This is a genomic window from Planococcus citreus, assembly GCF_003664125.1.
In the GTDB taxonomy this organism is placed as follows: Bacteria; Bacillota; Bacilli; order Bacillales_A; family Planococcaceae; genus Planococcus; species Planococcus citreus.
Window position 1 is genome coordinate 240734 of sequence record NZ_RCCP01000002.1, and the last position, 15127, is coordinate 255860.

The 15127-nt window shown below is 49.0% G+C and carries 14 protein-coding genes; 1 reads left to right on the plus strand and 13 read right to left on the minus strand.

The window, feature by feature from the left end; all coding sequences use genetic code 11:
• Positions 1-24: 24 nt before the first annotated feature.
• The 13 genes from floA to lepA form a co-directional block, all read right to left on the minus strand.
• Positions 25-1014 carry a flotillin-like protein FloA gene (gene floA, locus DFR62_RS09430; RefSeq protein ID WP_058380934.1) on the minus strand — a complete coding sequence of 330 codons (990 nt, stop codon included), beginning with the start codon at positions 1012-1014 and terminating at the stop codon, positions 25-27.
• Positions 1015-2301: an NfeD family protein gene (locus DFR62_RS09435; RefSeq protein ID WP_121300291.1), complete on the minus strand. Its 1287-nt coding sequence runs from the start codon at positions 2299-2301 to the stop codon at positions 1015-1017.
• 288 nt (positions 2302-2589) lie between these two features.
• Positions 2590-2763 carry a 30S ribosomal protein S21 gene (gene rpsU / locus DFR62_RS09440; RefSeq protein ID WP_006828698.1) on the minus strand — a complete coding sequence of 58 codons (174 nt, stop codon included), beginning with the start codon at positions 2761-2763 and terminating at the stop codon, positions 2590-2592.
• 95 nt (positions 2764-2858) lie between these two features.
• The gene (gene deoC / locus DFR62_RS09445) at positions 2859-3527 is read right to left on the minus strand and encodes a deoxyribose-phosphate aldolase (protein ID WP_058380935.1); all 669 of its coding nucleotides are present in this window, start codon (positions 3525-3527) and stop codon (positions 2859-2861) included.
• Positions 3528-3561: 34 nt separating this feature from the next.
• Positions 3562-4896 (minus strand): tRNA (N(6)-L-threonylcarbamoyladenosine(37)-C(2))-methylthiotransferase MtaB, encoded by a 1335-nt coding sequence (mtaB, locus tag DFR62_RS09450; protein ID WP_121300026.1) that lies wholly within the window; start codon positions 4894-4896, stop codon positions 3562-3564.
• 15 nt (positions 4897-4911) lie between these two features.
• Positions 4912-5649 carry a 16S rRNA (uracil(1498)-N(3))-methyltransferase gene (locus DFR62_RS09455; protein WP_121300028.1) on the minus strand — a complete coding sequence of 246 codons (738 nt, stop codon included), beginning with the start codon at positions 5647-5649 and terminating at the stop codon, positions 4912-4914.
• 12 nt (positions 5650-5661) lie between these two features.
• Positions 5662-6603, minus strand: coding sequence for a 50S ribosomal protein L11 methyltransferase (gene prmA, locus DFR62_RS09460; protein ID WP_121300030.1), 942 nt, complete (start codon positions 6601-6603; stop codon positions 5662-5664).
• Between the two features lie 94 nt (positions 6604-6697).
• Complete coding sequence (gene dnaJ / locus DFR62_RS09465; RefSeq protein ID WP_121300032.1) at positions 6698-7822, minus strand: molecular chaperone DnaJ; 1125 nt, start codon at positions 7820-7822, stop codon at positions 6698-6700.
• A 116-nt stretch (positions 7823-7938) separates the two neighbouring features.
• Entirely contained in the window at positions 7939-9768 is a 1830-nt protein-coding gene (gene dnaK / locus DFR62_RS09470) for a molecular chaperone DnaK (protein WP_121300034.1), read from the minus strand.
• A gap of 39 nt (positions 9769-9807) precedes the next feature.
• Positions 9808-10413 carry a nucleotide exchange factor GrpE gene (grpE, locus tag DFR62_RS09475; RefSeq protein ID WP_121300036.1) on the minus strand — a complete coding sequence of 202 codons (606 nt, stop codon included), beginning with the start codon at positions 10411-10413 and terminating at the stop codon, positions 9808-9810.
• Positions 10414-10432: 19 nt separating this feature from the next.
• Complete coding sequence (hrcA, locus tag DFR62_RS09480; protein ID WP_121300038.1) at positions 10433-11464, minus strand: heat-inducible transcriptional repressor HrcA; 1032 nt, start codon at positions 11462-11464, stop codon at positions 10433-10435.
• Between the two features lie 91 nt (positions 11465-11555).
• Entirely contained in the window at positions 11556-12695 is a 1140-nt protein-coding gene (gene hemW, locus DFR62_RS09485; RefSeq protein WP_121300040.1) for a radical SAM family heme chaperone HemW, read from the minus strand.
• A 59-nt stretch (positions 12696-12754) separates the two neighbouring features.
• A complete protein-coding gene (lepA, locus tag DFR62_RS09490) occupies positions 12755-14584 on the minus strand; it encodes a translation elongation factor 4 (protein ID WP_121300042.1) in 1830 nt (609 codons plus the stop codon).
• Between the two features lie 215 nt (positions 14585-14799).
• On the opposite strand from lepA, the gene rpsT reads away from it, so the two are divergent.
• Positions 14800-15048 (plus strand): 30S ribosomal protein S20, encoded by a 249-nt coding sequence (gene rpsT, locus DFR62_RS09495; protein ID WP_121300044.1) that lies wholly within the window; start codon positions 14800-14802, stop codon positions 15046-15048.
• The last annotated feature ends 79 nt before the right edge of the window (positions 15049-15127 follow it).

Here is a 15127-nt window from a genome sequence, read left to right on the forward strand (position 1 = left end):
TCCCTTGAGTTATGGCGGAATTTTTTAGTTTTCGTCCTCTTGTTTTTCCGTTCCGCTTTTCGAAATGGATTCACGCATGCTTGTATCAGCTTGGACGTTCTTGTAATTGATATAATCCATCACGCCAATGTTTCCAGAACGGAGGGCTTCTGACATCGCCATCGGCACTTCGGCTTCGGCTTCGACAACTTTCGCGCGCATCTGGACGACTTTCGCTTTCATTTCCTGCTCGCTAGCGACAGCCATTGCACGGCGTTCTTCAGCTTTAGCCTGTGCGATTTTCTTATCGGCATCTGCTTGCTCTGTTTGAAGCTCGGCACCGATGTTTTTGCCGATATCCACGTCTGCGATATCAATGGACAAGATTTCAAAAGCTGTACCGGAATCCAATCCTTTGCCTAGTACAGTTTGGGAGATGAGGTCCGGGTTTTCCAGGACTTTTTTATGGTTCGTGCTTGAACCGAGTGTAGAAACGATACCTTCACCAACACGGGCGACGATTGTTTCTTCACCCGCACCACCGACGAGGCGGTCGATATTGGCGCGCACGGTAATCCGCGCTTTTGCTTTCACTTCGATCCCGTCCATTGCAACACCGGCAATGAATGGCGTTTCAATAACTTTCGGGTTAACCGACATTTGAACCGCTTCAAGTACGTCACGGCCGGCAAGATCGATTGCTGCTGCGCGTTCGAACGGCAAATCGATATTGGCACGGTGCGCTGCGATCAATGCGTTAACGACACGGTCGACGTTACCGCCAGCCAGGTAATGGCTTTCCAATTGGTTGATCTGTACGGAAAGACCAGCTTTTGAAGCCTTGATCAGCGGGTTGACGATGCGCGATGGAATAACCCGGCGCAATCTCATCCCGATCAATGTGAAGATGCTGATGCGGACGCCGGCAGCTAAAGCCGAGATCCATAATGTGACTGGTACGAATGTGAAAAAGATGGCAAGTACAACGATAATACCAATTATCGCGGCGCCTAAGCCGATTGCTTCAAGTCCCATTTATTCTTCCTCCTCTTGTTTTTCGAGTTCACGCACAACGATGCGAGACCCTTCTACCTTGATAATTTTAACATCTTTGTTGCTGTCGATAAACCGGCCTTCGGATACTGCATCGATGTATTCGTCACCAAGCCGGATAGTGCCAGAAGGCCTCAGGGCATTGGTCGTTCGAGCGATCTGGCCGATCAGTTCCGGCCGGTTGACGGCTGAGACATAGCCATGTTCCGTATCGGTGGCATCGGTCAAGATAATGCGTTTGAACATGTTCAACTTTTTCCCGAAAAATTTCACTAAAATCACCATCCCTGCTGAAGCTACAAGTAATGCAATCAAAATTGCGACCGCTGTTGACTGGACGTCTTCACCCGCTAATAGAACACTTCCAATGACCGCCAGTATCCCGAGAATCCCCAGTATACCGCCCGGAACGAAAAATTCCAGCAGGATCAAACCGAGACCGAAGATCAACAGTAAAATCGATTCATACCCGGCAAGCCCCGCCACTAAATGGCCATAGAAGAACAGCATTAGCGAAAACAAGCCGAAGAATCCAGGGATCCCGACTCCAGGCGTGAACAGCTCAAGCAGTAATCCGAGGCCTGCCACCGACAGTAAAATCGGTACCACAATCGGGCTCGTCAAAAAACGTGCGAGCGTCTCTGACCAGTTTTCTTCTACTTGGATGACCTCAGCGCCTGAGAGGCCTTTCATTTCTAGCAGTTCATCAAGGGATGAAACAGTCCCTTCTGAATAACCGACGTCGAGCGCTTCCTGGGCGCCGAGTGTCAATAAATCACCTTCAGCAGCCCGGTATTCCGGAAGGTCGATACTGGCATCCGCCATCGCCAAGGCAAATTGTGGATTGCGGTCTGATGATTCCGCAGCGCTTCTCATTGAAGCAAGCCAAGCTGAGTTCGCCTTATCGGCAGCCGCGTTGCCCGACTGGTCGATGACTTGCGCCGCACCCATCCGCCCATTCGGATGCATATAGATTTCATCATTATGCAAGGCCAGAAAAGCACCAGCCGAGAGGGCATCCTGGTTGATGAAAGCGAGTGTTTCAGGCTCGGCTTCATCCAACAGGCGGGCAATGCCATCTGCTGCATTGACAAAACCGCCCGGTGTATCGATTTCAAAGACAATAGCTTCCGCACCGGCTTCTTCGGCTTCATCAATGCCACGCTCCAGAAACGACTGCAATCCCCGCTCCACTTCCGCTTCAATCGGAATGACATAAACTTTTCCGTTATCCGCAGAAATGGCCGGAATCGCTAAAGCAAATGCCATCACCAGGAACAAAAAGCCGATCCAAGCTTGTTTTCTCCGCACGGCAAGTTCCCCCTCTCCTTCATGAAAACTTTAGGATAATTATGTATACGGATGAGTCGAGCTGCGGTTTCAAAAGCCGGCTTCTTTTTTCATTATAAAGCAATTTTCTCCAAGTTACGATGGAATGCGCTTACATCTTCATCATTAAGTGACCGTTTTAAGGCATAAAAAAACCGGAAGCACATTTGTGCTTCCGGTCTTAGCTGTTCGTTGCTATTTTTAAAAGTCATTTAAGATCAAAGTCAATTAAAATTTACGTTTACGCGCAGCTTCTGATTTCAATTTACGTTTCACGCTCGGCTTATCATAATACTCGCGCTTTCTTACCTCTTGCATTGTTCCGGACTTCGAAACAGTGCGTTTGAAGCGGCGAAGAGCATCTTCAATTGATTCGTTTTTACGAACTGTAGTTTTTGACATCTCTTTTTCCCTCCCTCCGAACACACGTTGAAGCAAATAACAACAAGTGTTATATACTAGAAAATTATAACGCATGAATTAGCCTTCGTCAATACTTAATAATCGTTGTCTGAAGTGAGGCCTTGCATGATCTGGACTCCTGAACTTGCGCCGATGCGAGTCGCTCCGGCTTCGACCATTTTCTCCACATCTTCAAGGCTGCGGACGCCGCCAGAAGCTTTGACGCCAAGATCCGGGCCGACTGTTTCGCGCATTAGACGCACCGCTTCGACAGTTGCACCGCCGGTAGAGAAACCAGTCGATGTTTTGACGAAATCGGCTCCCGCTTCTTTCGACAAGCGGCTAGCCAATTTGATTTCTTCATCCGTCAACAAGCAGATTTCAAGGATGACTTTTACGATTGCTTTTCCTTTTGCTGCATTCACGACTGCTTCGACATCCGCTTTCACGACATCTTCCTGGCCGCTCTTCAATGCGCCGATGTTCAAGACCATATCGATTTCGCCTGCGCCTTTTTCGATGGCATCTGTTGTTTCGAACGCTTTCGTTTCAGAAGTCGAGGCGCCGAGCGGGAAGCCGATGACTGTGCAAACTTTCACTTCGCTCTGGTCGAGTTGTTTTGCAGCAAGCGCGACCCATGCCGGGTTGACGCAAACAGAAGCGAATTTGTATTCTGCCGCTTCTTTGCAAAGCTGTTCGATTTGCGGGGCTGTAGCTTCCGCTTTCAATAATGTATGGTCGATTAAAGATGCAATATTCGTCATGATTCAGTTCTCCATTCTACTAGTAGGTTTTCTTTCAGACAGTCAAATTGTCCATCACGCGGACAAATTGCCCTTCGTTCATCGGATATCCCGCCTTGGTGATTTTCACCTTGACGATTTTTCCGATCAGCGATTCATCGCCAGAAATGGCGACTTTTAAGTAATTATCCGTGTAACCGACAAGCATGCCGCCTGACGGATGGTCTGTCGACTCTTCTTCCGGGATAATCTCCAGGAGCTCGCCTTCATAACGGCTGGCGTACTCCTTTGCCAGCTGATCGTTCAATTCAATCAGGCGGTGGACGCGTTCATTTTTGACCGCTTCATCGATCTGGCCATCCATACGCGCGGCTGGCGTGCCGGTGCGCATCGAGTACGGGAATACATGAAGCTCCGAGAACCTGTGGTCGCGAATGAAATTGAAGGTGTCCATGAATTCTTCTTCCGTTTCTCCCGGGAACCCGACGATGACGTCAGAAGTAATCGCCAGATCCGGCAAGGCATCGCGCAAACGTTCCAGGCGATTTGCGAAGAACGCCATCGTATACTTCCTGCGCATCCGTTTCAGGACCGTATCGGAACCGGATTGGATCGGGATATGGAGATGGCGCACGACGATATTGGATTGTTTCAAGACCGCAATCACTTCATCTGTCAGCTGACTCGCCTCAATTGATGAGATGCGCAGGCGTTTCAGGCCTTTTACTTGTTGTTCCAAATCGCGCAATAGCTGCGCCAAATTATAATCTTTCAAATCTTCCCCATAGCCCCCGGTATGGATACCGGTCAAAACGATTTCCTGATAACCGGCATCAACCAATTGCTGTGCTTGGCGGATGACTTCCTGCGGATCTCGCGAGCGCATCAATCCACGCGCCCACGGAATGATGCAAAACGTGCAGAAATTATTGCAGCCTTCCTGGATTTTCAACGACGCGCGTGTACGGTCCGTGAAGGCAGGGACATCCAATTCTTCATAGATGCGGTTCTTCATGATATTGCCCACGGCATTGATCGGTTTGCGCTCTGCGCGGTATTGTTCAATGTATTCCAGGAGCTTTGTCCGGTCTTGCGTGCCGACAACGATATCGACGCCGGGAATTGCCATGATTTCAGCAGGCGAAGTCTGTGCATAACAGCCTGTGACGCAAATGACCGCATCGGGATTGGAGCGGACGGCACGGCGTATCACTTGCCGGCTCTTTTTATCGCCTGTATTGGTGACGGTGCAGGTATTGATGACGTAAACATCGGAAAGACGTTCAAACTCAGTACGCTCATAGCCCTGTTCTTTGAATAACTGCCAAATCGCTTCCGTTTCATAATGGTTCACTTTGCAACCAAGAGTATGAAATGCGACAGTTGACATCGGTGGCCACCTCTTTCATTCAAATTCATAGGATATTGCAGACAATGCATAAAGCGGAGCCGTCTCCGTGCGCAAAATACGCGGGCCAAGCGCGGTGAACAATGCGCCAGCTTCCTTGAGTGCGGCCGCTTCTGTTTCCGAAATGCCGCCTTCTGGCCCGAAAACAAGCAAGATTGAGTCTTTATCATACAATGATTCCAGAATTTCGGCAAACCGCCTTCCGCCACTCTTTTTCGCCTCTTCTTCATAAGCGACAATGGCCACATCGTAATTTTTCACGACATTTGCCAACTCTTTAAAGCTGTGTACCGCCTGGATGTCAGGAATGTGGCTGCGATGCGACTGCTCAGCCGCTTCCTTGGCGATTTTCTTTAACCGTTCGATTTTCTTTATGCTTTTTGCGCCGTCCCATTTGACGATCGAGCGCTCAGCCGAGTAGGGCAATAAAGCATTCATGCCGAGCTCTGTCGCTTTTTGGGTGATCAGTTCGAGCTTATCACCTTTCGGGAGGCCACAGGCGATCGTTACTTTTTTCGGCAATTCGCTTCGGTCCTCGAGCTCACGGATGAGCTTGACTTGAACATCTAAGTCAATATCGGTGATTTTCGCCAAGTAAACTTTACCGGCAACAACAGCGATCAATTCTTCGCCAACTGATTGACGCATCACTTTAGCGATGTGCTTGGCGTCGTCTCCTGTAATCGTCAAATAACCATCTGCGGACTTTTTATCTTCTATAAAATATCGTTGCATGGTCGCACCCCATCATAGCGGTTTTTTCGAAATGATCGTTACCCAGTCTTCCATCATCATGATATCTTCGATGACAAAGCCTGAAGCTTCAAGCGCCTGTTTCACGTCATTTTTCTTTTGGGCGATGATTCCGGACGTGATGTAGATGCCGCCCGGCTTGACGGCCTGGTAAGCATCGTCCGTAAACGACATGATGATTTCGGCGAGTATATTCGCCACGACTACGTCCGCTGGGTCGTCGATCGCTTCGAGCAAATTGCCATGGAATACATTGACGCGGTTTTGTACTTTGTTCAATTTAACATTTAACCCTGCCGCTTTGACCGCAATTTCATCGAGGTCCAGCGCTCTGACTGAAGCTGCTTCAAGCAAGGCCGCACCAATTGCGAGTACGCCCGATCCGGTTCCCACATCGATAACCGTATTGCCTTTACCAACATGTTTTTCAAGTGCTTGCAAGCTCATGACAGTTGTTGGATGCGTACCGGTTCCGAATGCCATGCCCGGGTCGAGTTCAATGATCAGTTCATCACTTGAAACCGGATGATAAGTTTCCCATGTCGGCACGATGGTGAATCTTTTGGAAATTTTCACCGGATGGTAATACTTCTTCCAGGACGTCGCCCAGTCTTCTTCATTTACTTCACTGATCGTGACGACATTGCGCCCGACATTGATATTGAATTCTGCAAGATTGTTGATGGCCAGCTTAATGCCTTCGACGGCTTCGCCGAGAAAGCTATTGACCGGCAGATACGCTTTTAAAATGACGCCTTCTGTTGGGAAATCTTCTGGATCGAGTGAATAGATTTCACCGAATACATCTTCACGATCTTTCGTCAGATCTTCGGAATCCTCGATGACGACGCCGCTTGCCCCCGCTTCATGCAGAATGTTGGAAATTGATTCAATTGCTTCGTTCGTCGTATGAATCGACAGCTCAGACCATTTCACTTACGACCAGCTCCTTTATTGAACAATTATGTAACAGACAGAAAACTCCCTATTGCACGGGAGTTTTCCATTTGTCCAAGGCTATGAATGCCTATTATGAATCACCTTTAATGGTTCTTTTAATCTTGTCGAACAATGAACTGCTTTGCTCTTCCGGGATATCCCCAGAAATTTCGGCAAACTCACGCAGCAATTGCTTTTGTTTTTCGCTCAACTTGGTCGGCACTTTCACTTTGATGGTGATGTGCTGATCGCCGACACCGTAGCCGTGAACGTTTTGTACGCCTTTCCCGCGCAGGCGGAAACGGGCGCCGTTTTGCGTTCCGGCTGGAATCTTCAGTTTCACTTTTCCGGAAACAGTCGGGACTTCGATCTCGTCACCGAGTGCGGCTTGCGGATAAGTAATTGGCAATTCCAGGTGGATATCATCCCCGTCGCGTTCAAATTGCGCATGGGGTTTGACACGGAACAGCACATAAAGATCTCCGGCTGGCCCGCCATTGAAGCCTGGGCCGCCTTGTCCTGATACGCGCAATTGCTGCCCGTCATCAACGCCGGCTGGAACTGTCACTTTGATTTTCTTCATTTTTCTCACTTTACCTGCACCGCGGCAAGTTGTGCATTTTTCTTCGATGATCTGGCCGGTGCCTTCACAGTGGTGGCACGCACGGCGGTTGACCATACGGCCGAACGGCGTATCTTGCGCGACATTCAACTGGCCCGTTCCTTCGCAATACGGGCAAGTTTTCTTGCTCGTTCCGGGCTTCGCTCCTGATCCGTCGCAAGTTTCGCATGTTTCATCTTTCGGGATTTCAATTTCCGTCTCCTCGCCGAATACCGCATCCAGAAAATCGATGGTCATGGAATATTGAAGATCATCGCCTTTTCTAGGTGCATTTGGGTCGCGCCGGCGCGTGCCGCCGCCGAAGAAGGTGCTGAAAATGTCATCAAAGCCGAATCCTTCCGCACCGCCGAATCCGCCGCCGCCGAAGCCTTGGTTTGGATCCTGATGGCCGAACTGGTCGTATTGGGCGCGTTTTTGCTCATCGCTCAACACTTCATAGGCTTCTTTGACTTCCTGGAACTTCTCGGAAGCATCCGCTTCCTTATTGATGTCCGGGTGATATTGTTTGGAAAGCTTCCGGTACGCTTTCTTAATTTCCTCTTTTGAAGCATCCTTAGAAACGCCAAGGACTTCATAATAGTCTCGCTTATTCATAGGTCACTCTCCCTCTTGCAGTCAACTGTAATTGTACACGGTTTAAATTGCGCTTGCAAAGACATTGAAAAAGCCAAAGCAGTTGCTTTGCTTTGACTTTTTCGGCCTTGCATATCTTACTTGTCTTTATCGTCGTTTACTTCTTCAAAGTCAGCATCGACAACGCCGTCGTCATTTCCTTGCTGAGCTTCGCCTTCAGCCCCTTGCTGGTTCTGGGCTGCCTGCTCGTAAGCTTTCATGGCAAAGCCTTGAAGAAGCTCCTGCAGTTTGTCTTTCTTCGTGCGGATATCTTCGATGTCCGTGCCTTCTAGCGCTGTTTTCAATTCATCGCGCGCTTCTTCAGCTTGTTTCTTTTCGTCTTCAGAAACTGCTTCGCCAAGGTCTTCGATCGTTTTATCTGTTGTGAAGACTGCTTGGTCCGCTTCGTTGCGAAGTTCTACTTCTTCTTTGCGCTTCGCATCTGCTTCTGCATTTTCTTCCGCTTCTTTTACCATGCGGTCGATCTCATCGTCCGTAAGCGTTGTGCTTGATTGGATCGTGATCGTCTGTTCTTTTTGCGTGCCGAGGTCTTTCGCTTTTACGCTGACGATGCCGTTTTTGTCGATATCGAAGCTGACTTCGATTTGTGGCACGCCGCGTGGTGCAGGCGGGATATCAGCCAATTGGAAGCGGCCGAGTGTTTTGTTGTCCGCTGCCATTGGGCGTTCACCTTGCATGACATGGATGTCAACTGCCGGCTGGTTGTCAGCTGCAGTAGAGAACGTCTGCGATTTAGATGTCGGGATCGTCGTGTTGCGCTCGATCAATTTCGTGAACACGCCGCCCATTGTTTCGATACCAAGGGACAATGGAGTTACGTCAAGCAATACAACGTCTTGAACGTCTCCAGTCAGTACGCCGCCTTGTACAGCTGCGCCCATTGCAACAACTTCATCCGGGTTAACGCCTTTATGAGGGTCTTTTCCTGTTTCTTTCTTAACAGCTTCTTGGACAGCTGGGATACGAGTAGATCCACCAACTAGAATCACGCGATCAAGTTCTGAAGCGGAAACGCCTGCGTCTTTCAATGCTTGGCGAGTCGGCCCCATTGTGCGTTCGACTAGAGAAGAAGTCAACTCGTCGAATTTCGCGCGGGAAAGGCTCATTTCCATATGAAGCGGCCCTGCTTCGCCAGCTGTGATGAATGGCAAGGAGATTTGAGTTGTTGTTACGCCTGACAAATCTTTTTTCGCTTTTTCAGCAGCATCTTTTAGGCGTTGTGTCGCCATTTTGTCTTTCGACAAGTCAATGCCGTTTTCTTTTTTGAATTCCTGCACTAGGTAATCGATGATCAGTTTATCGAAATCATCGCCGCCCAAACGATTGTCGCCGGCAGTCGATTTTACTTCGAAAACGCCATCGCCAAGTTCAAGAATCGATACGTCGAATGTACCGCCGCCAAGGTCATAGACCAAGACTGTTTCGTCTTTTTCCATTTTATCGAGGCCATAAGCAAGCGCTGCTGCTGTCGGCTCGTTGATGATGCGTTCCACTTCAAGGCCTGCGATGCGGCCAGCGTCTTTTGTCGCTTGGCGTTCTGCATCGTTGAAGTATGCCGGTACCGTGATGACGGCTTTCGTGACTTTTTCTCCGAGATAGTCTTCAGCATAGCCTTTGATGTATTGAAGGATCATCGCAGAAACTTCCTGCGCTGTGTATTCTTTGCCTTCAGCTGTCACTTTTTCCTCTGTACCCATCAAACGTTTGACGGATTGAATCGTGTTCGGGTTCGTGATGGATTGGCGTTTTGCTACTTCACCGACTTGGCGTTCGCCGTTTTTGAACGATACGACCGATGGTGTTGTGCGGTTGCCTTCCGGGTTTGGGATGATTTTTGGTTCGCCGCCTTCTAGTACTGCGACTGCTGAGTTTGTTGTACCTAAGTCAATTCCGATAATTTTGCTCATTTAAAATTCCTCCATTAACATTAGATTCTTGAATTTCACTTATTCGTTCACTTTTACCATTGCCGGGCGGAGCACTCTGCCATTCAGGGTATACCCCTTTTGAAGCTCCTGTAACACCGTTCCGGGTTCGCTGTCTGCATCGCTTTCCTGCATGACTGCCTGATGGAAATGAGGGTCGAACGGTTCGCCGACCGCTTTGATCTCTTCCAAGCCTTCCGCCGCTACAGCATCAGCCAAGGATTTCTTGACCATTTCAAGGCCCTTCAAAAGAGAGGCGGATTCTTCGCTTTTCGCTTCAACAGCAAGCGCGCGGTCAAAATTATCCATGACCGGCAAAAGATCCGTCAACAATGATTGGGAACGGAATTGCTTTGCCAATTCCTGGTCTTTTTTGGTGCGGCGCTTGAAATTGTCATAATCTGCCAAAAGGCGCAAGTATTTGTTCTGCTCTTCTTCAAGCTGTGCTTGAAGTTCAGCCTTCTCATCTACTGGCTCTTCTGCTTGTGGCTGATCGGATGATTCGACAGTTCTAGGCTCTGTTCCTTCAGCGGTTTCTGCTGTTTCGTCCACAGTTTCCGCCGACTCTTGTTGTGCAGCTTCCTGTTCTAGGTCTTGTTGTTTGAGTGTTTCTTTTTCATTCGACAAAATATGTGCCTCCTTTGGTTCACTTTCCTTGAAACAGCCGTGTCAGCTCTTTCGATAGATCGCCGCTTACGTAATCCAATAGCGAGACGATCCGGCGGTAATCCATTCTTTTCGGCCCGACAATCGCGATGGAGCCCATTTGCTCATCCCCGATATCATAAGATACCGTAATGACCGAGCAATCTTCCATGGCCGCCAGCGCGTTTTCCGAACCGATGCGGATTTGAAGCCCTTGAGCGCCGATCGGCAAGATTTCAGGAATGTGCTTCCCTTCTTCCATCACATCCATCAACTCACGGATTTTCTGAATATCATGGAAATCCGGCTGCTTCAAAATATTCAGCTTGCCGCCATAATACACATTATCCGAGCGAGGAAGCAGCAATGCCTGCTTGAACGTTCGGAACAATTCACCGTAGCGCTCGATATGTTGGCGCAAGAGAGCGAGCGTTTCCTGCTCGAGGCGTATGTGCAGGTCGTGCAGCGAGACGCCGATGAGCCGCTCGTTCAAGATATTGACCATCTTTTCGATGTCGGATGGATCCAGATCCGGTGGGATGGAGAATACCCGATTTTCCACATGGCCCGAGTCGGTAACGATGATCGCCACCGCCATTCCCGGGGACAAGGGCACGATCGACAATTTTTTGACGACATGTTTGCGAATATCCGGTCCCAGCAGAATTGACGTATAATTCGTCAATTCGGACAGGATGCCAGCCGAACGTTTGATGATTTCCTCGGTTTCGGTCACTTTTTCCTCAAAAACCGAACGAAGCTGGACAATGTCCTGTTGCGGCACAGGATTCGGCGTCAGCAAATGGTCCACATAATAGCGGTAGCCTTTTTGAGACGGAATCCGGCCCGAGGATGTGTGAGTCTTTTCGAGGTAACCCTGGCCTTCGAGCTCAGCCAATTCATTGCGAATGGTTGCCGAACTGGAAGTGATGCCCGGCTTTTTAGCTAGTTGGTTCGATCCTACCGGCTGCGCTGATTGGATATAATCATCGACTGTCACTTTCAAAATGAGCAGCTGCCGTTCTGTTAACATGATCATCACCTCTGTTAGCACTCTATGAGTTCGAGTGCTAAGACTACACTAAAATTACCAAATCTTTTTTTGCTTGTCAACGGATGCGCTTCTAGGAAAGCAAAAATTGCTCGAAAACTTCATTGCCGACGAATCGGCCTTTATGCGTCAATTTAACACGGCCCTGTTCGATTGCCAGATTGCCTTTTGCCGTTTCGCTGCGGAGAATCTCGCCGTACACTTTTTCCAGCGGGGCGCCGAACTTTTCTTCAAAATGAGCGATGTCGACACCTGCCGTCTTGCGCAGGCCGAGGAACATCTCTTCTTCCATCTGCGCCTTGACGCTCACTTGCGTCGCGTCAAGCACCGGCCGCTTACCCGACTCCAGCGGTTCCATGTATTTTTTCAAAGGCCCGTGATTGGAATAGCGGATGCCTTTCACATAACCGTGGGCACCCGCGCCGACACCGATGTATTCTTCATTATCCCAGTACAGGAGATTGTGGCGGGATTCATGGCCAGGCTTTGCGAAATTGGAAATTTCATATTGATGCAATCCATGCTTTTCCATTTCATCCATGAGGCGCTCGTACATATCGCCTTCCAAGTCTTCGGTCACCGTGTTGAGCTTGCCTTTCACCATCAAATTATAGAACACCGTTTTCGGTTCGATGATCAATGAATATGCCGAGAAATGCGGCATGCCGAATGCGAATGCGCGCTCAAGCGTTTCGTCCCATTGCGCCATCGTCTGTCCGGGCAGCCCATACATCAAGTCAAAGCTGATATTCGCAAAACCGACTTCGCGTGCAGTTTCAACGGCACGCAGCACATCGTCATTGGCATGCGTGCGACCGAGCCGCTTCAATAAATCCTGGTCGAAGGTCTGGACGCCCATGCTCAGCCGGTTGACGCCGCCTTTATAGAGCACTTCCATCTTTTCGCGCGTTAATTCATCCGGGTTCGCCTCTGAGCTCCATTCGACGCCTTCAGCCATCGGAACATACTGGTGGATCAACTCAAGCAAGCGCTCCAGCTGCTCAGGCGTCAAGGCCGTTGGTGTCCCGCCGCCGAGAAAAACCGTCTCAAGCGGATGGTCCAATGCGCCTTCTTGCTTCCACAGCGCCAATTCCTTGCCGATCGATTCGATATAGGCGTCCACCGGCTGGTCTTTGAAGAACACTTTATTGAAATCACAGTAAAAACAAATCTGGTGGCAGAATGGGATATGGATATACATGCCTTTTACCATAAAAAAATCCTTCTTTCTAATAGGAAAAGGAGGCAGAAAAACCGCCTCCTTTTTTTCGTTTATTTGGATTGGTCATCCATTTTGAGAACAGCCATAAATGCTTCTTGCGGGACTTCCACGGAGCCAACTTGCTTCATCCGCTTTTTCCCTTCTTTCTGCTTGTCCAACAATTTGCGCTTCCGGGAAATATCGCCGCCGTAGCATTTCGCGAGGACGTTTTTCCGGATGGCGCTGATGGTTTGGCGGGCTACGATCTTCTGGCCGATTGCGGCTTGGATCGGAACTTCAAACTGCTGACGGGGAATCAATGTCTTCAATTTATCGACAATGATTTTCCCGCGCTCGTAAGCAAAATCCCTATGGACGATAAAGCTCAACGCATCGACTTTCTCAGCGTTCAGGAGAATGTCCATTTTCACCAATTTAGAATCTTTGTAGCCGATCAATTCATAATCGAACGAGGCATAGCCTTTCGTGCCCGATTTCAATTGGTCGAAGAAATCATAGACGATTTCCGCAAGCGGCAATTCGTAAATGATGCTGACGCGTGAGTTGTCGAGGTAATCCATGGTCATGAAATTACCACGCTTTTGCTGGCAGATTTCCATGACGGCGCCGACGAAATCGTTCGGGACCATGACTGTCGCTTTGACATATGGCTCTTCGACATATTCAATCTTTTGCGGGTCCGGCATCATCGCCGGGTTATCGATGTTAAGCACTTCCCCGTCTGTCATGTGGACGTGGTAGATAACACTTGGCGCTGTCGTGATCAAGTCGATATTGAATTCACGTTCGATGCGTTCCTGGATGATCTCCATATGCAAGAGGCCAAGGAATCCGCAGCGATAGCCGAAACCAAGCGCTTGTGAGGATTCAGGCTCGAATTGCAATGCGGCATCGTTCAGCTCTAATTTTTCCAGTGCATCGCGCAAATCATTGTATTTCGATGTATCGATTGGGTACATTCCGCAATAAACCATCGGGTTCAAACGTCGGTAACCTGGCAGTGCTTCTTGTGCCGGGTTTTCCGCAAGCGTGATCGTATCCCCGACGCGAGAATCCGCGACATTTTTAATGGAAGCGGTCAGGAAGCCAACATCGCCGACGGTCAATTCGTCGCGCAATGTCACTTTCGGCGTGAAGACGCCAGCTTCAACGACATCGAACTCTTTGCCGCTCGCCATCATCTTGATCTTGTCGCCTGGCTTGACTGTGCCTTCCATGATCCGGATATAAGCGACAACGCCGCGGTACGGATCGTATAAGGAATCGAAAATCATCGCTTTAAGCGGTGCTGACGGGTCGCCTTGTGGCGGCGGAACTTTTTCGACGATCTGTTCAAGGATTTCCTCGATGCCGATTCCGGCTTTGGCGGAAGCCAATACTGCTTCAGACGCATCGAGGCCGATGACATCCTCAACTTCCTGGCGCACGCGCTCCGGGTCGGCTGCAGGCAAATCGATTTTGTTGATGACCGGAAGAATCTCGAGATCATTGTCGAGCGCCAAATAGACATTGGCAAGCGTCTGCGCTTCAATGCCTTGTGCCGCATCGACGACCAAAACAGCGCCTTCACATGCTGCGAGGCTTCTTGATACTTCGTACGTGAAATCGACATGGCCCGGCGTGTCGATCAAGTGCATAATGTATGTTTCTCCGTCTTTTGCTGTATAATTGAGCTGGACGGCATTCAATTTGATGGTGATTCCCCGCTCACGCTCCAAATCCATGGAATCGAGCAATTGGGATTTCATTTCGCGTGCTGTCAGTGCATTGGTTCTTTCCAAAATGCGGTCGGCCAGCGTCGATTTTCCATGATCGATGTGTGCGATGATGGAAAAGTTGCGGATCTTCTGTTGTCTCGCTAATCTCTGTTCTTGGTCCATTTTCTTCACTCCCATATAAACTACTTTGAATTATAGCAGTCAAGCGGGTAATGGGCAATGAATCACCGCATAAAGCTTTCAGTGTCAAGGGAAACTTCTTTCCACGTAACTATTGCATTCGGCCAGCCGATTTGATAAAATTACTTTTGTTGTATAGAGACACTGAAGAGCAAGGGCTTGTGCCTGACGCTCAAATTGTCTAGGAGGTGAAAGATATGCCAAACATTAAATCTGCAATCAAACGTGTTCGCACGAACGATACGAAAAATGCTCAGAACTCATCTGTTAAAACTGCAATGCGTTCTTCTATGAAAAAGGCTGAGAAAGCTGTAGCCAATAATGAAGAAAACAAAGGGGATTCCCTTAAAGCAGCAATCAAACAAGTTGAGAAAGCAGCTTCTAAAGGTTTGATCCACAAAAACACTGCTGCCCGTAGAAAATCAAGCCTCATGAAAAAAGCGTAAAACGCATCAAAAAGCCGGCCCTATATTGGGTCGGCTTTTTTCTGTGCGAAAAACAACAAAAGCGTCGCCAGCTAGAGCA